Annotated in this window: 13 protein-coding genes; 3 read left to right on the plus strand and 10 right to left on the minus strand. The window is 62.3% G+C overall.

Annotated features, from left to right (window positions below):
- Positions 1–56 precede the first annotated feature (56 nt).
- Both ACVNHC_RS11615 and gyrA read right to left on the minus strand, forming a co-directional pair.
- Complete coding sequence (locus ACVNHC_RS11615) at positions 57–2,864, minus strand: SIR2 family NAD-dependent protein deacylase (RefSeq protein WP_457167378.1); 2,808 nt, start codon at positions 2,862–2,864, stop codon at positions 57–59.
- A 237-nt stretch (positions 2,865–3,101) separates the two neighbouring features.
- A complete protein-coding gene (gene gyrA / locus ACVNHC_RS11620) occupies positions 3,102–5,924 on the minus strand; it encodes a DNA gyrase subunit A (RefSeq protein WP_457167379.1) in 2,823 nt (940 codons plus the stop codon).
- Positions 5,925–6,143: 219 nt separating this feature from the next.
- Here gyrA and ACVNHC_RS11625 point away from each other — a divergent pair, with 219 nt between their 5' ends.
- The gene (locus tag ACVNHC_RS11625) at positions 6,144–6,791 is read left to right on the plus strand and encodes a MarC family protein (protein WP_123194330.1); all 648 of its coding nucleotides are present in this window, start codon (positions 6,144–6,146) and stop codon (positions 6,789–6,791) included.
- Positions 6,792–6,833: 42 nt separating this feature from the next.
- On the opposite strand, the gene ACVNHC_RS11630 is transcribed toward ACVNHC_RS11625, so the two are convergent.
- From ACVNHC_RS11630 to ACVNHC_RS11660, 7 genes are all read right to left on the minus strand, one after another.
- Entirely contained in the window at positions 6,834–10,070 is a 3,237-nt protein-coding gene (locus tag ACVNHC_RS11630) for an efflux RND transporter permease subunit (protein ID WP_457167380.1), read from the minus strand.
- Entirely contained in the window at positions 10,067–11,032 is a 966-nt protein-coding gene (locus ACVNHC_RS11635; RefSeq protein WP_457167381.1) for an efflux RND transporter periplasmic adaptor subunit, read from the minus strand. Before ACVNHC_RS11635 ends, ACVNHC_RS11630 begins: the two co-directional genes overlap by 4 nt.
- A gap of 193 nt (positions 11,033–11,225) precedes the next feature.
- A complete protein-coding gene (locus ACVNHC_RS11640) occupies positions 11,226–14,324 on the minus strand; it encodes a CHAT domain-containing protein (protein ID WP_457167382.1) in 3,099 nt (1,032 codons plus the stop codon).
- A gap of 221 nt (positions 14,325–14,545) precedes the next feature.
- Entirely contained in the window at positions 14,546–15,478 is a 933-nt protein-coding gene (locus ACVNHC_RS11645; protein ID WP_457167383.1) for a dihydrodipicolinate synthase family protein, read from the minus strand.
- Between the two features lie 34 nt (positions 15,479–15,512).
- Positions 15,513–16,808, minus strand: a complete 1,296-nt coding sequence (locus tag ACVNHC_RS11650) for a TRAP transporter large permease (protein ID WP_050471444.1) — start codon at positions 16,806–16,808, stop codon at positions 15,513–15,515.
- Positions 16,805–17,347: a TRAP transporter small permease gene (locus ACVNHC_RS11655; protein WP_050471443.1), complete on the minus strand. Its 543-nt coding sequence runs from the start codon at positions 17,345–17,347 to the stop codon at positions 16,805–16,807. The genes ACVNHC_RS11650 and ACVNHC_RS11655 overlap by 4 nt, the downstream gene beginning before the upstream one ends.
- 18 nt (positions 17,348–17,365) lie before the next feature.
- Positions 17,366–18,367 carry a sialic acid TRAP transporter substrate-binding protein SiaP gene (locus ACVNHC_RS11660; RefSeq protein WP_094462028.1) on the minus strand — a complete coding sequence of 334 codons (1,002 nt, stop codon included), beginning with the start codon at positions 18,365–18,367 and terminating at the stop codon, positions 17,366–17,368.
- A 174-nt stretch (positions 18,368–18,541) separates the two neighbouring features.
- Between ACVNHC_RS11660 and ACVNHC_RS11665 the strand changes: the two genes are divergently transcribed.
- A complete protein-coding gene (locus ACVNHC_RS11665) occupies positions 18,542–19,261 on the plus strand; it encodes a GntR family transcriptional regulator (RefSeq protein WP_082205816.1) in 720 nt (239 codons plus the stop codon).
- Positions 19,262–19,281: 20 nt separating this feature from the next.
- Here ACVNHC_RS11665 and ACVNHC_RS11670 read toward each other — a convergent pair whose 3' ends face one another.
- Positions 19,282–19,962 carry a GntR family transcriptional regulator gene (locus ACVNHC_RS11670; protein ID WP_094461777.1) on the minus strand — a complete coding sequence of 227 codons (681 nt, stop codon included), beginning with the start codon at positions 19,960–19,962 and terminating at the stop codon, positions 19,282–19,284.
- A 170-nt stretch (positions 19,963–20,132) separates the two neighbouring features.
- Here ACVNHC_RS11670 and ACVNHC_RS11675 point away from each other — a divergent pair, with 170 nt between their 5' ends.
- Positions 20,133–21,647: an ABC transporter substrate-binding protein gene (locus ACVNHC_RS11675; RefSeq protein ID WP_094461778.1), complete on the plus strand. Its 1,515-nt coding sequence runs from the start codon at positions 20,133–20,135 to the stop codon at positions 21,645–21,647.
- The last annotated feature ends 107 nt before the right edge of the window (positions 21,648–21,754 follow it).

Here is a 21,754-nt window from a genome sequence, read left to right on the forward strand (position 1 = left end):
CCAATCTCGTCAGCGTCCTGCAAAACTGGTGGTTCAAGTAAAACTGAAAACGCTATCTATGTCAGCCCCAAAATTTTTTCCTTAGAAAGAATGACATTATCATCTTCCAAGCCCGCGCTTGCATTTATCAAAGTTTCATGATTGATTTTTCCGTCTGTAAAATTCTCAATAATACTTCCAACAAACAGGCCCTTCGCTCGCTCCCTACCGGGTAGCTCCAAATATACCCAAGGATACAGATCAGTATCAGATGGCCACCCGTTTTCGCCACACCGCATCCAAATCGCAGTATCCAGAGACTGCTCCTGCTGAACCGTTAGCTTCCCTGCTCGATAGAGCATATGAAGCCGCTGTAGCGCCCTGCCGCGATCAAGTTTCTCACCATCCTGGACTAAGGTGATCAGCGTATCTATTCGCGCAGCGTCATGCCCGGCGATGTCAAAAATCTGTACGTCTGCATTGAAAAAATCACCGAATAGCTCGGGCCATGTTCGTTTGTTGCCACTCGCCTCCGCCTCACCTGGCGTTTTCATATGCAAGGCTAGCTGCATAGCTTTTCGGCGTTCTTGTGCATCCATCGCTTCCACGGCGCCTTCCGCAACAGCACCACAGGCCGAATAGCTTATCCATAACAAATTGGGTTGATTGAGTAGGGAGACCGCCCATTCAAAGATTTCGAATGCCCGTAGCGACGATGCACGAACAACGATCCGTGCGAGAAACTCTAAGAGAAAGGCTAAGTGATCTTCCGCCCTAAAACGATCCTGCAGCTTGCTTATTCTGTCAATGCGCTGTGGGATCACCGAAAGAAAATGCTGGATGGCCGCATCACTCAGCCGAGCGACTTGCATACGGGGAATAATCCAATCGAGTATCTTTTTTTCTGATCCTCGATACATCGCGAAAAAGGTAAGAAAATCCTCTTCGTCAGGATTCGCAATCGCTCGGTAAGCTGTCACGAGACGAGAGGAGAAGACACCAAACCTAGCTATGTATTGGGGCGCTCCTGTCCGTTCTAGTAGTTCGAGCAAGCCATAGAAGGGACATTCGTCATCCCCACCAAGTCGAGTGGTGCCGCCCGGGCTATATCGGCCGGATTTGAAAGATAATTTCCATTGCTCGGTATCATTGCGATTTCTTTCAATTCTCTCCGATGCAAGCCTCTCCATTCGTGAAATGATATCCCAAGGATCGGCTTTCGCAGCAACGAAGCGCATGCTGGTTTCGTCACTCTCATCCTCCGGAAACGAAAAGCCATCGTCGCTCAAGGCAGAGTGAGAGACTCGATGGAACATAGAAGCCCATGCTTCCAAGGAGATCAACCAAGCGGACTGCGGAGCCGACAATAGCTTATGACGGATGCGGAGCAGCGCTGCCTGATACAACTCAGCCGCCTCACGGTGGCAAAACAGTGTTGCCAACAGTCCAGCGCGTCGCATCATCCAGATCGGTTCGTCACTCTTGAGTGCGGTCGCGGCTTTAAGAACCGCATCGTCATCCCAATCCAAAAGGGCACGCAGCCCTTTCTCGTACGCGTGATGCAAAGTAGAATCAATGCTTCCGATTGCTTCCAATCTCAGCATCCAACACGTCCACTCATCCCATTTTTGATAACGCCGACATTCAGCGGCAACCGCAGCGCAAAGTTCTACTTTCTCTTGCTTCTTTAGATTTTGCCTGGCAGCTTCAAAGTGAAGGTCAGCCTCTTCCATGTCTTGCGGGTTAAGCCAAATCCCCGCAGTTCGGTGGCGCCAAATCCGCTCCAGAGCAAAGCGCAGATGAGCCTCGCTAGGCTCAGTGCAACTTTTTACTATTGGAAACCGGGGGCCAAGGTGGCGCGTCTCTTGATGAGGTCCCACTATCCATCCCGGATAGGTTTTTCTATCCTTAGCCCATATATTTGCGACTTCCGCCCGTGTCGGCCTGTCTTCTTTTGCTGAAGGAGATCGGGAAAATTTGCTTTCGTCTCTACGCCATTTGTACGGTGACAACGGCTTTAGAGACCAAATTGCATTAAACAAAAGGTCAAGCGCCCTCTCGTGCTGCTCATCAGGATGTAGGTCTTCGACCAATGGCGCCAAATCTATAGGTGTTACGTTGCGCCGTTCGAGGAGAGCTCTTGAAACAGGCGATAGTTTCAAAACTCCAACGAGCCGAATACGACGCGCTGCAACATCTAGAGTGTCTCGAACCCATCCGCTCCAGGCAAGGAAATTCGGGTCAGATCCGGAGAAGCCGATAAGGCAAAGGTCATGTTCAAGCATGACCTGTTGAGCCAAGTTAACAAATGGCGCAAATTTAACTGGATAGGTTCGATAGTCATCCTCTGTGAATATGAAGCAATTATGGGATCGCACAGATCCGTGAAGTTTGACAATACGAGGTCGGGTAAGATGGGCAATGTCTTGCACCGTCTGCACACAACTATAGATACGATCAGGCGTATCCGGTCTCGTGCGCTCTAGCAACGTATCCCAGTTCGTCGTAAGAACGTCGCGCCACGGAAATTCCAATAGCCGCTTGTGCAGCAGTCCTGGCTCCCACTGATTGTCAGCTACCAGACGACGGATAAATTGATCCATCCCGGTTTCGCCATGAAGTGTATGGTATTCCTGAGCAAGACGCAGGGCATCAGGCCCGGTGCCCTGAGCGTATCCCAATTCGGCTTCCATCTCTGTTATAAAGGTGCTCCATAGCGGCGGAACTGGACTATCGGGTTCACGGGTGCAAACCCGGCTGAAACCGGCTCCGACCATCACAGCAGCTTCATTGCGCCAGAGGGCACGAGCGAGCGCTTCAAACGCTGAAAAGTCTGGAAGTTTACGAAAACTATTAAGAATCGCCGAGTTGGCATCGTTTGTCATGATACGGCCCAAGCACTTTCACCGAATTTGCAACTTTAAATAGCATTTTCAATGAAGAGGACCTAGAGAAAATTAAACCAAAATAAAAAGGAAGCTCTTGCCTCCATTTGATGTCTATCTGGAACACCGAATGTAACCTTCAATGAACACCTGCTTTCGCGTGCCAACTTGAGAAAGCAAAAGGGCCGCCCACACGGGACGGCCCTTGTTCGTTTCTGCGTCAGAAAACCGTGCGGCTTACTCTTCGCCGCCAGCCTCCGGGGCAGTGTCCTCACCACCCGTGTCTTCGCCAGCTTCCGGGCCAGCGCCATCACCAGCAGCGCCTTCACCGGCAATGCCGTCCACGGCTTCTTCGCTGTCGTCTTCCTCGCTGACGCGTTCCACGGCGACGACTTTTTCATCCTCGGCCGTGTTGAAGACGATGACGCCCTGGGTGGCGCGGCCGGCGACGCGGATGCCGTCAACCGGGCAGCGGATCAGCTGGCCGCCGTCGGTCACCAGCATGATCTGGTCGCGGTCCTCCACGGGGAAGGAGGCAATCAGCGGGCCGTTGCGCTTGTTCACCGCCATGGCCGTGATGCCCTTGCCGCCGCGTCCGGTCACCCGGTACTCGAAGGACGAGGTGCGCTTGCCGTAGCCGTTTTCGGAGACGGTGAGGATCACCTGCTCTGCCGCGCTCATTTCGGCATAGCGCTCCTGCGGCAGCTCACCGGCTGCGGCTTCCTCGCCGTCCTCGGCCACGGCTTCGCTGCCCGCATCATCGGCCTCGCCGCGCATCAGGCGGCGGAGCTTCAGATAGGCGGCACGCTCTTCCGAGGTGGCGTTGAAGTGGCGCAGGATCGTCATGGAGATCAGACGGTCATCGTCCGCCAGATTGATGCCGCGCACGCCGACCGAGTTGCGGCCCGCAAAGACGCGCACATCGGACACGGGGAAGCGGATGCACTGGCCGGCCGCCGTCGTCAGCATCACATCGTCATGCTCGGTGCAGGTGAAGACGCCGACAATGCCGTCGCCCTCTTCCAGCTTCATGGCGATCTTGCCGGAGCGGTTGATCTGGGTGAAGTCGGACAGCTTGTTCCGGCGCACGGTGCCGCGCGTCGTGGCGAACATCACGTCCAGATCGCCCCAGGTGTCCTCGTTCTCCGGCAGCGGCATGATCGAGGAGATCTGCTCGCCGGGTTCCAGCGGCAGCATGTTGATCAGTGCCTTGCCGCGCGAGGTCGGCCCGCCCAGCGGCAGGCGCCAGACCTTCATCTTGTAGACGATGCCGCGCGAGGAGAAGAACAGCACCGGCGTGTGGGTGTTGGCCACGAACAGGCGGGTGACGAAATCCTCGTCCTTGGTCGCCATGCCCGAGCGGCCCTTGCCGCCACGGCGCTGGGCGCGGTAGGTCGCCAGCGGCACGCGCTTGATGTAGCCGCCATGGCTGACGGTGACCACCATGTCCTCGCGCTGGATGAGGTCTTCGTCCTCCAGATCCGCGCCGCCTTCCACCAGCTCCGTCTTGCGGGGGGTGGCGAAGTCGTTGCGGATGGCCAGCAGTTCATCACGGATGATCTGCTGCACCCGGGCGCGGGAGCGCAGGATTTCCAGATAGTCGGAAATCTCGTCGCCGAGCTTATTCAGCTCATCGCCGATTTCATCGCGGCCAAGGGCAGTCAGGCGCTGCAGGCGCAGGTCGAGGATGGCGCGGGCCTGTTCCTCGGAAAGCCGGTAGCTGCCATCGGCATTGACGGTGTGGCGCGGGTCGTCGATGAGGCGGACCAGCGGCTCCATATCCTTGGCCGGCCAGTCGCGGCCCATCAGCAGGGCGCGGGCGGTGGCCGGGTCCGGCGCGGTGCGGATGAGGTGGATCACCTCGTCGATGTTGGCAACGGCGATGGCAAGGCCCACCAGCACATGGGCGCGGTCACGCGCCTTGGCCAGCAGGAAGCGGGTGCGCCGGCCGATGACTTCCTCGCGGAAGACGACGAAGGCCTTCAGCATGTCCATCAGCGTCATCAACTCGGGGCGGCCGCCGTTCAGCGCCACCATGTTGCAGCCGAAGCTCTGCTGCAGCGAGGAGAAGCGGTAGAGCTGGTTCAGGATCACGTCGGCGACGGCATCCTTCTTCAGCTCGATCACCACGCGCATGCCGAGGCGGTCGCTTTCGTCGCGGATGTCGGAGATGCCCTCGATGCGCTTTTCGCGCACCAGTTCGGCGATCTTCTCGATCATCGTGGACTTGTTGACCTGATAGGGGATCTCGGTGACGATCAGCGCCTCGCGCCCGGCGCGCAGCTGCTCCACCTCGACCTTGCCGCGCATGACCAGCGAGCCGCGGCCCGTCTCATAGGCCGAGCGGATGCCGGAGCGGCCTAGGATCGTGCCGCCGGTCGGGAAGTCCGGGCCGGGGATGATCTCCATCAGCTCGCCGAGGCTGATTGCCGGATTTTCCATCACGGCAATGGCGCCATCGATCACTTCGCCGAGGTTGTGCGGCGGAATGTTGGTGGCCATGCCGACGGCGATGCCGCCCGCGCCATTGACGAGCAGATTCGGGAACTTCGCCGGGAGGACGACAGGCTCGGTCTCGGAGCTGTCGTAGTTCTCCTGGAAATTGACCGTATCCTTGTCGATGTCATCCAGAAGCGTGTGGGCAACCTTCTGCAGACGGCACTCGGTGTAGCGCATGGCCGCAGCCGGGTCGCCGTCCACCGAACCGAAGTTGCCCTGCCCGTCGATGAGCGGCAGGCGCAGCGAGAAGTTCTGCGCCATACGCACGAGGGCGTCATAGATCGCGATGTCACCATGCGGGTGATATTTACCCATCACGTCACCGACCACGCGGGCCGACTTGCGGTAGGGCTTGTTCCATTCGTAGCCGTTCTCGTGCATCGAATAGAGGATGCGCCGGTGAACAGGCTTGAGCCCGTCCCTCACGTCGGGAAGCGCGCGGCTGACAATCACGCTCATGGCGTAATCGAGATAGCTGCGCTTCATCTCATCCGTGATGGAGACGGGGCGAATGTCGGACGGCAGGGATGCGCCCGGCGTACTTGAATCCTGATCGGCCAAGGAGTTGCTCGCCTTCTCTCTTTAAGCTGCGCCGTTTATAGCCGATTCCGCCCTGCTCTCCAAATCGCCCTGCCTCGGACCTGTCAGATATTCGCCATGCCCTTCAATGACTTACAGCGACAATTCACAGCCCCCGGAAAAGAATGCGGCAGCATGCGGGCAAAATGGCCCGATGCGCTGCTATAAAGAAGCACATGGTCACCGGAATCCTTGGGGGGAATGGTCTTGATCGAGTTCATCCTGAACGCATTTGCGACGCTCTTCGTCACCATCGATCCGGTGGGGCTCGCTCCCATGTTCCTGGCGCTGACCGCGGGCGTATCTGCGGCAGACCGGCGCCGCGTGGCGGTGCGGGCGACGCTGACGGCAGGGGCCATTCTCTTCGTCTTCTTCTTCAGCGGCCAGACGGTGCTGAACCTTCTGGGCATTTCCGTCCCGGCCTTCCGCGTTGCGGGCGGCCTGCTGCTGTTTGCCATCGCCTTTGAAATGGTGTTCGACCATCGCAACAAGCGCAAGTCGGAGACGGCCGAGAAGGCCGTGGAGCACAGCCGGCAGGATCTTCATGCCCTCGCCGTGTTCCCGCTCTCCATCCCGCTGATTGCCGGTCCTGCGGCCATTTCCGCCGTCATCCTGCTGTCGAGCCAAGCGCCGGATACGGCGACCTACGCCGGTGTGGGCGGCGTCATCCTCAGCATTCTTGCCTGCTGCATGGGCGCGTTCCTGCTGGCCGACAAGATCGAGCGGCTGATGGGCGACACGGTGCAGATGGTCGTCACCCGGCTTCTGGGCGTGCTTCTCGCAGCCCTTTCCATCCAGTTCATCGCCGACGGCGTCATCGCCTTTGCCAATGGCGCCATGGCGCAGTGAGGAAAAGGACGGCCTGAGACAAGAACATCTCAGGCCGTTGCCTCACGCCCGGCCATCCTCCCGCAGCACCACATAGATCGCCGGAATCACCAGCACGGTGAGCAGCGTCGAGGATGCAAGGCCGAAGAGCAGCGAAATCGCCAGCCCCTGGAAGATCGGATCGGTGAGGATCACCGCCGCGCCGATCATCGCCGCCACAGCCGTCAGCAGGATCGGCTTGAAGCGGATGGAGCCAGCCTCCAGCAGCACATCGCGCAGGGAGCGTTCCGGCCTGCGGGCATGGCGGATGAAATCCACCAGCAGGATCGAGTTGCGCACGATGATGCCCGCCAGCGCGATGAAACCGATCATCGAGGTGGCGGAGAAAGGCGCGCCGAAGATCCAGTGCCCGAGCAGAATGCCGATGAGTGTCAGCGGCACCGGCGTCAGGATCACCAGCGGCACGGTGAAGGAGCGGAACTGCCCCACCACCAGCACATAGATGCCGAGCAGCGCCACGGCAAAGGCCGCGCCCATGTCGCGGAAGGTGATGAAGGTCACCTCCCACTCCCCGTCCCACAACAGAACGGTTTCGTCATCGCTGACGGGCTGGCCGTGATAGCTGATCTGCGGCTTCGGCAGATCAGCCCAGTCTGCCGCATCAATGCCGTCCGCCACCGCCAGCATGCCGTAGATGGGCGCCTCGAACTCCCCGGCGAGCTCCGCCGTCACCAGTTCGGCCGGGCCGCCATTGTGACGGTAGATGAGGTGGGACGCCGGTTCGCGGGTGAGGCGCACCACGTCCCCCAGTTCGACGACACCCCGGCTGCCCGGCATGGCATTGGCGGCCACGGGCGTCGAGAGAAGCCTCTGTCCGAGGCTCCGGTCCGCCTTCGGCAGCGCCAGAACAATGGCGAGCGGCGCCCGCCCCTCGCCCCGGTGCGAATAGCCCGCAGGCGTGACACCGAGAAGCGTGCTGATGGTCTGGTAGACGTCAGCCTCCGAGACGCCATGGAACTCCAGATTCTCGCTGTCGATCTCGATGCGGATGCGCTCGGTAGGAAGCCCCTGGCTGAGATCAATGTCCACGATATAGGGCACGGCCTTGAAGACGTCCGCGACCCTTTGGGCCACGGCCCGGCGTGTGTCGGGGTCAGGCCCATAGATTTCCGCCTGCAGCGTCGCCATCACCGGCGGTCCGGGCGGCACTTCCACCACCTTCACCGAAGAGCCGCGCGGCAGATCAAGCCCCGCCAGCCGCTGACGGATTTCAAGCGCAATGGCGTGGCTCTCGCGGGACCTCTCGCCCTTCGGCAGGAGGTTGACCTGCAGGTCGCCCAGTTCCGGCCCGCTGCGCAGGAAGTAATGCCGCACAAGGCCGTTGAAGTTGAAAGGCGCAGCCGTCCCCGCATGGGCCTGGACGGACAGGATCTCCGGCACGCCTTCCAGCAGGCGCACAGCCTCGCCCAGCTGGCGGGCGGTCATTTCCAGCGCCGTGCCCTCCGGCATGTCCAGCACCACCTGCACCTCCGACTTGTTGTCGAAAGGCAGCAGCTTCACCGTCACATGCCGGGTGTAGATCAGCACCATGCTGGCAAGCGTGGCCACGCCGACCAGCAGCAGGAAGGCAAGCGCCCGGCCCCGCGTCTTCAGCACTGGCCGTGCAGCGGCGCGGAAGATCCGCCCCAGCTTGCCCCCGTCTGCCGCCTCGTGGTGGCCTTCGCCCGCCTTGCGCCCGGCGATCTTCAGCATGGCCCAGGGCGTCAGCACCACGGCGACAAAGAAGGAGAACAGCATCGCCGCCGAGGCCACGGCCGGGATCGGGCTCATGTAGGGGCCCATCATGCCGGAGACGAACATCATCGGCAGCAGAGCGGCCACCACCGTCAGCGTGGCGATGATCGTCGGATTGCCGACCTCCGCTACGGCGGCAATCGCCGCAGCGGCCCGGCTGCGGCCATCATTCATGGCCCAGTGGCGGGCGATATTCTCGATCACCACGATGGCATCATCCACCAGAATGCCGATGGCAAAGATCAGCGCAAACAAGCTCACACGGTTGATGGTGTAGCCCATCATCTGGGCGGCAAAGAGCGTCAGCAGGATCGTTACGGGAATGACGATGGCCACCACCAGCCCCGCCTGCCAGCCGATGGCGACCACCACCAGAATGACGATGGATACCGTGGCGAGCGCCAGATGGAACAGCAGTTCATTGGCCTTTTCATTGGCCGTTTCGCCATAATCGCGGGTGATGTGGACGGAAACACCCTCCGGAATCAGCGAGCCTTCAAGGCTCTCCAGATGCTCGCGGACCTCTTCGGCGATCAGCACCGCATTGGCCCCTGCCCGCTTGGCCACGGCAATGGAGACGGCCGGCACCGACATCAGGCTGCCGGAGGACGCGTCACGGCCGTAATGCCAGACCTGACGGTCTTCCGTTCCTGCGCCGACCGTGATGGTGGCCACGTCCTTGACATAGACCGGGCGGCCATCGCGGCTGGTGATCAAGAGATTGCCGATGGCCGGAATGGTGCCGAGCGTCTGCCCCGCCACAGCCTGCAGCGCCTCACCATCCTGCCGCACGGTGCCGGCGAGGAACGAACGGTTGGCGCTGGTGATCTTGCCCAGAAGTTGGTCCAGCGTCACATTCAGCCGCGACAGCCGTTCCGGGTCCGGCTCCACCCGGATCTCGTCCGGGCCCGTGCCCACCAGATAGGTCAGCCCCACGTCATCCAGCCGCGCCAGCGACGTGCGCACTTCCTGCGCCAGGCCGTAGAGCGCTGACGGGCTCCAGTTTTCTGCCGAGGCCGCATCCGGGGCAAGCGTTGCCACCACGATGGCCACATCATCCACCCCGCGCCCGACGACGAGCGGCTCGGGAATGCCGGAAGGAATGCGGTCCATGTTGGCGCGGATTTTCTCATGCACCCGCAGGATGGCGCTGTCGGAGGGCGTGCCGACCAGAAACCGGGCCGTCACCATGACCCGGTCATCCTGCGTCTGGCTATAGACATGCTCCACGCCATTGATGGCCTTGACGATGGTCTCCAGCGGCTCGGTGACGAGCTTGACCGCATCCGGCGCCTTGAGGCCATCGGCGCTGACCAGAATGTCCACCATGGGCACGGAAATCTGCGGCTCTTCCTCGCGCGGCAGCGTTGCCAGCGAGATAAGCCCGACAATCAGCGAGGCAAAGAGCAGCAGCGGCGTCAGCGGCGAGGCGATGAAAGCGGCGGTCAGGTGGCCCGACAGGCCGAGGCCTGCCTGAGGCGGCATGCCGTTGGGTGTCTGGCTCATGGCAGAACCACCACGTCACCGGCGGCAAGACCGCTCAGGACTTCCACCTGCGGGCCATCCTGCGTTTCGAACGCCTGCCCGCGCTGCACGGTGATGGCCGCAGCGCTGCCGTCCTTGCGGCGCAGCTGCACATAATCAAGCCCGTAACGGGTGGTCAGCGCCGCCTCCGGCACGGCCAGAACGCTTCGGGTGCCCGTGGCGATCTCGACCGGAATCCGTTCACCGACGAAAAAGTCGCCCATGTCCGGCGCAGAGGCATCGGCAATCACCCGCCCGCCGCGCAGCTCCGGATAGACCAGCGTGATCTCGCCGCTGCGCCGGGCAGCGCCCGCCTCTTGCGGCAGGTGCAGGGTGTCCCCGGCCTTCATCAGACCCGCATGGCGTTCGGGCAGCTCCAGCCGCAGGATGAAGCCTTCCCGCGCGATCTCGGCAATGGTTTCGCCCGGCATCACCAGCGCCCCAAGTGCAACGGGCACGGACAGGACACGGCCGCTGGCGGCCGCCAGGATTTCGCCTTCCCGCTCCTGCTGGTCCAGCACATCGCGCTCGGCCTCGGCGGCTCTCAGGCTGTTGCGCGCCACCTCCAGCTGGGTTTCAAGCTGATCGACACGGGCCTGCGAGATGGTGCCGCGCGCCAGCAGCTGCCGCGCCCGGCCCGCCTCCGTCTCCAGATTGGCCGCTTCGGACTGCGCTGCCGCAATCTGGGCGCTGAGCGCCTGCCGCCGCAGCGCCAGCTTCTCATCGACGATGCGGCCAATCCTCTGCCCCGCCTGCAGGGCATCGCCCTCTTTCACGGCCAGTTCCGTCACCGTGCCTTGCGTGCGGGCCCGCACCGGCACCCGGACGGCCGGTTCGACGGTCGCATAGACCGCCTTCCAGTCGGTCACCTCCAGCGGCTGGACCGCCAGATCAGCCGCACCAGCCCCCGCGGGCAGCAGCAAGGCGGCAATGACAGCGGCCATGCAGATCAGGCGTTGAGGATCACAAAGGCCGCGCCGCGGCGCGGAAGGAACGGGGCAAGTCGATGCGGGCATTGGGATTCCCATATTTTCATTATTTTGAAAATATAAAGGTAAGCCTCAGCCCTGCCAATGTGTAATTCCCGGTATGCCCGCGCCCGCCTGACCGCCTCTTGGCGGCACATCTGACCCGGCCTCAGTGCTCGAACAGCACGAAGGCATAGGTCAGCTCCGGGTCGACACCCTCGATCCGCCCGGCCCAGGCATCGCGCTTGGTGGCGATGAAGGCCTTGGAATAACTCATGCCATCGCGCAGCAGGTGTTCATGAAAGCGGATCATGAAACGGGAGGTCGCCCGGTCCGGCACGTTATCAATGGTCAGCAGCGAGCGGCGGGCACCGGCGATGGAGAGCGCCATCGGCAGGCCGCGCACCGTGGCCGTGACCCCGGGGTCTCCCAGTGCGGTTTCACAGGCGGCGATGATGACCAGCCCGGCACCGCTCAGGTTCCAGTCCAGCACCTCGCGGGCATGGACAACATTGTCGGACGGATCATCGCCCTCGCCGCTGTCCTGGAGATCCGCCAGTACGAAACCCGTATTGGTCAGCCGCGCGGCGCCGCCATCGTCTTCCCGGTAGAAGCCATGGGTGGCGAGATGGATGATGGAAGAGCTTTCCACCCCGGCCCGCACTCCGCTCTCAGTCGCCGTCTTGCCGGTGAGAAGGCTGGGCTTGAAGCCGGCCGCACCGGCAAGCTCCGCAATCGCCTGAACCTCGCTGGCCGTTCCGGGCAAGGGCAGCACACTGGCATCCGGCCCATAGTCCAGCCCGCCAGCCAGCAGAATCCCCGCGCCCGGTTCCGGCCTGCTGTGGCTGTCCCGGTAGGCATAGGCCTGACGGCTGGTGATAAGATGCACGTCCACCAGCTCGCCCAGACGCTTGCCATCCCCGGTCCTCAGTTCGGCAAGCGCCCACTGATAGAGCGAGTCGTCCGGGATGATGTACAGTGAGCCCGCGCCCTCGGCGGCCGAAGCCAGAACCTTGGCAAGGCGCGTCTCGATCGCCTTCATCACGAAACCTGCCGGCGCTTCGCCGTCCTTCATGCGGATGGTGCCGATCTGGTCCACCTGCGGCGGCTGGCCGGGGCGTGAGATTACGGCACGGATTTCATAAGCATCCGGATAACCCCGGCGCTCCACCGGCCATCTGCGGGTGACCGCAAGATCCACGATCACATCCCCCGCCTCCGGTTCGGCAACCGCTTCGGGAAGCGTCACCGGCCCACGGAACCAGGGCGTCACCTCAGGCAGGCCACGCGCCGTACGGGCCTCGTTGAGTGCCTTGCGGGCCTCCTCCATTTCGCTCCGCTGAGGATCGAGCTCATCCGTATAGAGCGTGCCCGTCACCAGCTCGCGGAAGCGGCCGGACTTGCGGAAATAGGTGAGGATCAGCTCCCGGTAGGCCTGGTCCTCCGTTGTCTCGGCTTCCCGGCGCAGGTCAAGCTCGGTCTGGCGCGTCAGGGTCTTCCAGCTGTCCAGCGCGGCGGCGAAGTGGCGGGCCGCATCCGCGTTGTCCCGCGCAAAATCCGCGAAGGCCGCCAGCATGTCATCGGCCAGAATGCGCGCCGAGCGGGCGGCGCTGAGACTGCCTGCTGCGGTCACATTAGCCCTTGTCCAGCCGGACATCGCCGCATCCAGCTGCCGGAAGCCCTCTGCGGCCTCCTCCGGCTTCAACCGGCTCAGCAGCCGCAGGCGCGCAAGCTCTGCGTCGAAACTCAAGGGATGAGCCTCGGTGAACCGCTCATAGGCCACATCCCGGGCGCTCTCGCGGTAGGTCAGTGCCAGATCGTCATACCCCCGCCGCTCCGCCTCCGAGGCATAGAGATCAAGATAGGCCAGCCGCTGCTCGGTTCCGGCAGTACGCCCTTCAAGCCCGGCAGTATCGCGCAGCGCCGCATCCTCAATCGCCTTCACACCGCTGCGGTAAGCCACATAATCGCGCCAGGCAGCGATCATCTGGATGTAGCGCGGCGCGTAGTCCATATCGGTTGCGATGGCCTCAAGCGACTTCAGTGTCCGCTCCGCATCCTCCCAGCGTTCCAGATCCAGCTGGTCATGGGCCATGTTCAGGGCCGACGCCAGCGTCAGGGGCGCCGCATTGCCGTATGTGTCATGGCGCTTCAGATAGACGTCAAAGTCGATGATCAGCGCATCGGACGGCAGTTTCAGCGAGCGCAGCACAGCTGCATGATTGTTCCTGACACGCCAGTAGTCCGGATCGTCGCCCCCGAACAGGCGCCACATCTGCGGCACCATATAGCTGTAGGCCGCCTCCGCCCCCGCCAGCTGCCCGGCGGCATGCATGGTCTGGGCAAGGCCGTCATAGGCATCATAGCCCTCCTTGCTCTCCGGCCCGAAGATGCTGAAGAGCTCGTTCATCGCGGGCAGGTGCAGCCGCAGCGCCTCATCATACGCCCCCGTATCACGCAGGAAGACGGCATAGTTGAACATGAGGAAGGCCCGGCCGGGGCTCGTGGTGCTGGCGAACAGCGGCGAGGTCATGCCGCGCTCGTAGATTTCGGCTGCCATCTCCGCAGAGGCGTGCGTCATGAAGGCATCGCCGCCCTCGGACACGGTGTTGAAGAAATGGCCGTCCTCGCCGGAGGCCTCCAGCGTGTCCAGCGCGGCCAGGAGGGCGTCGAAGGCCGCATCGTCCCGGTCCGTGGACAGAAGCGCATAGGCCTTGTTCACCAGTGAGCGGAAGTACCGGCGGGCATCCTCCGCCTTGTTCTCCTGCGCCCCTTCAACCATCTGCCGCAGCAGGGCATCCTGCTCGGCGGGCTTTCCGGCATTGCCGGCAGCGACAGAGAAATCGAACAGGAAGGCGTCAAGCTCACCCCCCTCCAGCCGCTCCATCAGCGGAGCCGCCTGTGCGGCAATGACGGCATAGGTTTCGGGCCAGCCGCCGGCGGTTGCCGTCCTGTTGACCAGCGTAGTGATAAGCTTGCCCGCCCGTGACGGTTCCTTTTCGGCGAGATCATGGGTCAGCGCCTGCCGCAGATCATCCCGCTCCGCCACCACAGGCCCGATGTAGCGGGTCATGTCCTGCGGGATGGTGAGGTCTTCTTGCCTCTGTGCAAAGGCAGATGGCGGCAGGGCAGTCCCGCCCAGCAACAGACCGAGCAGCAGAGCGCCCGTGCTGATTTTCAGCCTGACTGCCCGGCCTCTCAAGACGGCCTGGAGGGGCTTGCGGGACAGGTGGACAGGCGTCTGGCGGGCAGGCGTCTGGCTGAACATGCAGGGCGGCTCCATGGACTTGCGCGCAGCGGATCACCGCCGCTTTGGACAAGGACTAACGCCCTCGTCAAATTCTGCAAGTCCAGGGAAGGTTCCATCCGGCCTTGCCGGCAGCTCCTCATACCAAGGCGTTCGATGCTGCCGCATCACGCCTTGAAATTGCTCATGCGCCGCGCGGGCTTGACCAGCACTCAAGCGGTCAAGCCCGTTGCGTGCGGGTCTCAGCCGAGCGCTGCAATCTTCTCACGGAACTGCGCCGTGCCCTGCTCGATCCGGTCGAGGATCACATCCAGCGCCCAGAACTTGTCGAAGATGTCATAAGTGATGGTGCGGCAGTGGTCATGCCGGAAGGTGCCGAGGCGCTGATGGTAGACCTTGGCAAGCTTCGGATAGCCCATCGGCTCGCACATGGCGGCAAGGGCGAGGAACACGGCCAGTTCCTCGGCCAGTTCCGGATGGGACGCCCCGTGATCCTCCAGCCAGCGGTAGAGATCCGGATGCACGTTGTTCATGACACCGCAGAAGCCCTTGGAGCCTGCCTGCATCGCCGGATAGGCAATGGCCGCATTGGCATTGCTGATGGCAAGCGGCGAGCCTTTGGTCAGGGCGACGCGCCGCTTGACCACGTCCAGATTGCACGAGACATCCTTCAGCATCAGGAAGCGGCCTGTGTCTGCACAGAACCTGATCTCGTCATCCGTCAGCAGGCGGCGGTACGGCGCCGGGCATTCGTAGAGGCCCAGCGGCACATCCTTCGGCAGAGCTGCCAGAAGATCATCGAGGCGGGCGCGGAACACATCCGTCCCCTCCTCCTTCTGCGCCAGGCGGTTGGTCACCAGCACCAGCCCGTCAACGCCCGTGGCGGCAATGGCGGTCATTTCCGCCTTCTGGTCTTCGGCGCTGTCCGAGATGTGGCCCGAGGCCACCACCGGCACGCGGCCCTTCACCTTCTCCATGGTGAAGCGGGCAAGGTCCACCCGCTCCTCAAGGCTCAGGAACTGCATTTCGGAAGACTGGCAGACGGCAAAGAGCGCCTCGCTGCCATGGGCCAGATACCATTCGATCAGGGCCTCGTAGCCCTCCCAGTCGATCCGGTTGTCCGGAGTAAACGGGGTCAGGACGACAGGCACAATTCCGCCAATAGGAGCGAACACGTCAGGTTCCTTTCAGCATTAAGGACAGGTGAGGTCAGCCGGCGTAGCCGAACATGCGGGGCAGCCAGAGGACCAGATCAGGGAAGAGGATGAGTGCCAGCAGCGCCGCCAGAAGCGCCCCGAGGAAGGGCCAGATCTCGCGGATCATCTCGCGCAGGGAAATGCCGGTGACGGCGTTGATGACGAAAAGCACGATACCATAAGGCGGCGTGATCAGGCCGATCATGCAGTTGACGATGGCCACGACACCGAAATGCACCAGATCGATGCCAAGCTCGCGGCAGGCCGGCAGGAACAGCGGAATGATGACGAGGATCAGCGTCGAGGCATCCAGCAGACAGCCGAGCAGCAGCAGCAGGACGTTGATCATCAGCAGGAACATCAGCGGCGAAATGTCGAGCGCTCCGGCGAAGGCCCGCATATGCGCCGGAATGTTCTCCGAGGCGACGATGTAGTTGAAGATCAGCGCCCCGCCGATGACGACGCCCACCGAGGCCGACTGCCTCGCGCTGACGCGCATGATGTCCCAGAAGGCGCGGAACGACAGCGCCCGGTAGAACACCACCGACAGGAACAGGGCATAAAGCGCGGCCAGAGCGGCGGCTTCCGTCGGCGTGGTCATGCCGCCGTAAATGCCGACCAGCAGGATCACCGGCATCATCAGCGCCGGGAAGGCATTGACCGTCAGGCGCGGGATCTGCCGGACCGGAACCGGCTCCTCCAGCTTGAAGCCGCGCCGCGCCGAAATGCGGGCGTTCATCAGCATCAGCACGGCCCCCATGATCAGGCCCGGCACAATGCCGCCGAGGAACAGGTAGCCGATCGACTGGTCCGACACGAGTGCATAAAGCACCATCGGGATCGACGGGGGAATGATGGGGCCGATGGTCGAAGAAGCCGCCGTGATCGCTGCCGCATAACCGGCCGTATAGCGCCCGCCCTCGCGCATCATGTTGATGATCAGCTTGCCGATCCCGGCCGCATCGGCAACCGCCGAGCCGGACATGCCGGCAAAGATGAGGCTTGCCACCACATTGACGTGGCCCAACCCGCCCCGGAAGCGCCCGACAATGGCCACGACGAAGCCGAGCAGCCGTTCGGACACGGTTCCCGCATTCATGATGTTGGCGGCCACGATGAACAGCGGCACGGCGAGAATGACATAGCTGTCATAGATGCCTTGGATCAGCTGTTCTGCGGGCAGCGCCATGTCCTGACCGCGCATGGCCACATAGACGATCGAGGACACGATCATGGACAGGGCAATGGGCGCCCCGAGGGCGGCCAGCGCAAGCAGCACGCCCAGGCAGACGATGAATGCAAGGGTCACAGCCGCCCTCCCCCATTGGCCAGGATTTCAGCCGAATTGTCCGTATCGTCTTCGCCGGGCGCTTCCCCTCGCACGATCCTGGCGGCCCGCCAGATGTAGCGGCCGATGATGGCCGCAGCGAACAGCGCATAGATGCCGAAGACGTAGTCCAGGCGCCATTTCAGGATGGCGCTCTTCTTGATCTTGTAGAAGGTGATGTAGTCCCAGGTGGCGGGAAGTGCGGCGGCAAAGGCAGCAACGATCACCAGCGCGGCCACAAGGGCCATGACGCGGCGCGTGCGCCGGCCTGCAGCCTGATAGAACAGGTCGAAGCGGACATGGGAGGTTTCCGGGAGGCAGAACGCCGCCCCCCAGAGCACCACCCACAGCCACAGGGTCATGCTGAATTCCACCGTCCAGCCGATCTCGATCCCCGGATAAAACCGCAGAAAGACATAGCGGGACAGGACCTGAAAGATGAAGGTGGCGAACAGGGCGGCGAGCAAGCCCGCCGCCACATGATCCGCCCCGGCCTGCAAGCGGCGGGCGATTTCACGCATGACCTCTATCTCCGGAACTCAGAGGGCGTTGATCTGATCGACCATGCCTTCCGGCCAGGACTTGGAGAAGTCCGATTCCAGATACTGCTTCTGCACATGGGTGCGGAAAGCCTCGATATCCGGCGTGTAGACCTTGAGCCCCTGATCCTTGAAGAACTGCTCCAGCTCCGCCTCAAGCGCCAGCTGCTTCTGGCGGCCGCTTTCGGCAGCCTCATCAGCGGCCTTCTGCACGGCGGCCTGCTGTTCTGCGGTCAGGCTGTCCCAGACCTTCTTGGAGAAGGCAATGTAGTTGAGGTCCACCAGATGCGAGGTCAGAACGATCTGCTTGGTGACTTCATAGAACTTCACGTCGCGGTTCGTCGGCAGCGGGTTGTCCTGAGCATCAATCGCGCCGGTCTGCAGGCCGGTGTAGACTTCCGTGAAAGCCATCGGCACCGGGCTCGCGCCAAGCGCCTTGCCGAGGAACTGCCAGGCTTCGGAACCGGGCATGCGCAGCTTGACGCCTGCAAGGTCTGCCGGGGTCTTGATTTCCTTGTCCGTGCGCAGGTTCAGCTGGCGCCGGCCGAGATACATGACGGAGAGCAGCTTGACGCCAAGCTCGTCCTCAACCTTCTGCTTCAGCGGCTGCATGAATTCGGCGGCAAACACCTTTTTCTGGTGCTCGGCGTCCTTGTGCAGGTAACCGGCGGTGAAGATGGAGAATTCCGGGAAAATGGCCGCCAGTTCCTGCGCCGAGGTGATGGCCATTTCCAGGTTGCCGCGGGCGATGGCTTCCAGTTCGGTGCCCTGCTTGAACAGCGAGGCATTATAATGCGGCTGATACTCGGCAAACTCTGCAATCGCCGGAGCGAAGATGGTGGACAGCGCCACCGTGCGGCTGTCCGTCTCGGTTGCGGGCGTCGACATGCGCAGGGTGATCTTGTCAGCGGCGAGTGCCGGAATCGTGCACAGAACGGCTGCGCCCGCGGAAACGGCTGCAACGGTGCTCAGAAACTTGCGGCGGGTCAGGCTCAGATCCATCATATCCTCCCAGATCGGTCTTGTTATGGCCCCGGTCTTGCTCCTCCAAGCCGGCTGGCCGCCCCGTTCCCAGACCAGCGTGAAATTCACCCCACTGGCAAACGGCGTAACAATGTCGTAACATGTCAGCATGCGGTTAGCAATCTGGGTTAAGCAGGAATGAACACGCGAACGATGTCCCGGAAGAAGGACCGGACGCCAGAGGCAGAAGGTTCGGCAGCAAAGCCGGTCTCCCTGCGTCAGGCTGCCTATGAGGGGATCGAGGAGCTGCTGAATTCCGGCCGCCTGCGGCCCGGCCAGCTCATCAGCCAGCGCGAACTCATGGACATGACCGGCGCAACTCTGGGCGCCGTGCGTGAAGCCATCCCCCGCTTTGAGGCGGAAGGCCTGTTGGTGACCGTGCCCAAGCGCGGCCTGATGGTGCCGGGGCTCGACATTCACTTCGTCCGCGACGCCTATCAGATGCGCCGCCTGCTCGAAGTTGCGGCTTTACCGGAAATTGCCGCCAAGCTCGACCCTGCCTTGCTGAAAAGCTGGATTGCCCGGCACCAGGAAGGCCAGGCGCAGCTGTTGCAGGCAGATCCCGCAGGCCATGACGCCGCTGCCCACATGATCCAGCATCTCGACTGGGAAATGCATGAGGGCCTGATTGCGGCGCTAGGCAATGCGGTGATGAGCAATGTCTACCGGGTCAATGCCATCAAGGTGCGCATGGCGGTGCAATCGCAGATCAAGGTGACGCCGGCCAATGCGGTGCGCGTCATCCGCGAGCATCTGGCTTTTCTGGAGCCCATGGCGGAAGGCCGCTACGCAGAAGCGCAGCAGGCGCTGGCCCACCACATCACCAATTCCATGCGCATCGCGCTGGGCGAGCCGATCACCGGCGGCCCTTAACCCTATCGTCAGACCAGATGTCAGGCGCTCGCCTGCTCCAGCGTGCGCATGGCAAATTCACCGCGCAATTCGCCGTAAACGGCCGCCTGCACCTGAATGTGGGAGCGCATCAGCCGCTCGGCCGCAGCCGTGTCCCCGGCCTCCAGAGCATTGAGGATGTCCCGGTGCTCCTGCATGGAGGCGCGCAGCCGGTCTGCGGCAGAAAGCTGTGCCTGCCGGAAAGGCCTGAGGCGCCGCTGCATGGCGCGCGTTTCTTCCGCCAGAAAACTGTTGCCGGACGCATCATAGATCAGGCCGTGAAAGATGGCGTTCTCGTCATAGTACTTGCGGAAGTCGCCGGCGGCGAAGGCCCGCTCGCATCCATCCGCCGCCCGGCGCAGCAGCATCAGCTGGGCGGCCGTGATCCGGGCCGCGGCAAGACGGGCGCACCAGGCCTCAAGCTCGGCCATCACCTCGAACATCTCCACCAGCCGCACGAAGTCGGGCTGGCGGACGAAGGCGCCGCGGTTGTGGATAAGTTCGACCAAACCGGAGGCGGCCAGCAGCCGCAAGGCCTCTCGCAGCGGCGTGCGCGACACGCCAAACTCACGGGCCAGCGACACCTCGTCCAGCCGTTCCCCCTGGCTGAAGCGTCCCTCGGCAATAAGACCCTCAAGCTGTTCAAAGATATGTTCTGCGGTTGGCAGTCTGACAGTGCTCACAGCCGTTCTCCTTCTCCCGCAAACCTCTATGGCGGGAAGCCGGACTTCCCGCAAGGTCAAGACAGCGTAACACCCGATTGCATGTAGAGTGTCATTTTTTGTGTACAAAAATGAAAAATCGCGTACGCTGACAATGTAACAAGCTCGAAACGGGCAAGAGGGGAAGATTGATGAAGCTTTTGACGACTGCCGCGGCAGCGATCCTGCCTGCATGCCTGCTCACCACCTCCGCACTCGCCGGCAAGGCGGACGATACGCTCAACATTGCCTTCACGAAGGAAGTTGAGCATATCGATCCCTACTTCAACACGGCCCGTGAAGGCCTGCTTCTGGCCACCGCCATCTGGGATGAACTGGTTTACCGCGATCAGGAAACCGGCGAATACAAGGGCGTTCTGGCCACCAGCTGGAGCTGGGTGGACGACAAGACCCTGGAACTCAAGCTGCGCGAAGGCGTCAAGTTCCACAATGGCGAGGACTTCGACGCCGATGACGTCGTCTACACCCTGAACTACACGGTCGATCCGAAGAACGGCATCAAGGCAACCGCCAAGACCAGCTGGATCGACCATGCCGAGAAAGTGGACCAGTACACGGTCCGCATCCACACCAAGGGCCCCTTCCCGGCTGCGCTTGAATATCTCGCCAACGGCGTGATCATTCACCCCAACGAATATTATGCCGCCGTCGGCCCGGACGGCGTTGCGACCAAGCCGGTCGGTACCGGCCCCTACAAGGTCGAGAGCCTTGATCCCGGCAAGCACTATGTGCTGAAGCGGTTTGACGACTACGTCGAAACGGCAAAGCCGAAAGCCTCCATCGGCACCGTGGACATCCGCACCGTTCCGGACACCAACACGCAGATGGCCGAACTGTTCAGCGGCTCCGTTGATCTCGTCTGGGGCGTACCGGCCGATCAGGCGGAAAAGATGGCGACGCTGGAGCAGTTCCAGATCGTCAACGCCCCGACCATGCGCATCGGCTATCTGTCGATGGATGCCGCCGGCCGCTCCTCTCCCGACACGCCGATGAAGGACGTGCGGGTGCGTCAGGCGCTCTATCACGCCATCAACCGGCAGGGCATCGTCGATGCGCTGCTGAAGGGCTCGTCGCAGGTGGTGGACAGCGCCTGTTCGCCCGTCCAGTTCGGCTGTGATCAGGACCTGCCGACCTATGCCTATGATCAGGAAAAGGCCCGCGCCCTTCTGGCAGAGGCCGGGTACCCGAACGGCTTCGAGATGGATCTTTACGCCTACCGCGACCGTCCGCTCGCCGAAGCCATGATCGGCATGCTGGCTGGCGTGGGTATCAGGGCCAACCTCAACTACCTGCAATATTCGGCCTTGCGCGAAAAGCGCCTCAAGGGCGAGGTTGCGATCTCCTTCCAGACCTGGGGCTCGAACTCCATCGCCGATGTGTCGGCCATCGCCAGCCAGTTCTTCAAGATGCAGGGCGAGGATGATGCCCGTGACGCGGACCTGCAGGCCATCCTCGACAAGGGTGACTTCTCGGTGAACGACGACGAGCGCAAGGCCGCCTACAAGGAAGCCCTGACCTACATCATCGACAAGGCCTACTGGGTGCCGCTGTGGACCTATTCGTCCAACTACGTGATGGGCCAGGACGTGTCCTTCACCCCCACCCCGGACGAGCTGGTGCGGTTCAACGAGATCAGCTGGAAATAAACTCCTGATCCGCCGGAGCCGGGTCCGCCCAGCTCCGGGCCGACCGTGCCTTCGCCCCCGGCGAAGCTGCGCCAAGACAAGACCGGAGGCGGCCAGCCCGTCTCCCT

The organism is Pannonibacter sp. Q-1 (assembly GCF_054073275.1).

What these genes read in the sequence shown, in the direction of transcription:
- ACVNHC_RS11675 (WP_094461778.1), top strand. Translation starts at nt 20,133, where the DNA reads ATGAAGCTTTTGACGACTGCCGCGGCAGCGATCCTGCCTGCATGCCTG.
- ACVNHC_RS11615 (WP_457167378.1), bottom strand. Translation starts at nt 2,864, where the DNA reads ATGACAAACGATGCCAACTCGGCGATTCTTAATAGTTTTCGTAAACTT.
- ACVNHC_RS11635 (WP_457167381.1), bottom strand. Translation starts at nt 11,032, where the DNA reads ATGGCCGCTGTCATTGCCGCCTTGCTGCTGCCCGCGGGGGCTGGTGCG.
- ACVNHC_RS11625 (WP_123194330.1), top strand. Translation starts at nt 6,144, where the DNA reads ATGGTCTTGATCGAGTTCATCCTGAACGCATTTGCGACGCTCTTCGTC.
- ACVNHC_RS11630 (WP_457167380.1), bottom strand. Translation starts at nt 10,070, where the DNA reads ATGAGCCAGACACCCAACGGCATGCCGCCTCAGGCAGGCCTCGGCCTG.
- ACVNHC_RS11640 (WP_457167382.1), bottom strand. Translation starts at nt 14,324, where the DNA reads ATGTTCAGCCAGACGCCTGCCCGCCAGACGCCTGTCCACCTGTCCCGC.
- ACVNHC_RS11660 (WP_094462028.1), bottom strand. Translation starts at nt 18,367, where the DNA reads ATGGATCTGAGCCTGACCCGCCGCAAGTTTCTGAGCACCGTTGCAGCC.
- ACVNHC_RS11655 (WP_050471443.1), bottom strand. Translation starts at nt 17,347, where the DNA reads ATGCGTGAAATCGCCCGCCGCTTGCAGGCCGGGGCGGATCATGTGGCG.
- ACVNHC_RS11665 (WP_082205816.1), top strand. Translation starts at nt 18,542, where the DNA reads ATGTCCCGGAAGAAGGACCGGACGCCAGAGGCAGAAGGTTCGGCAGCA.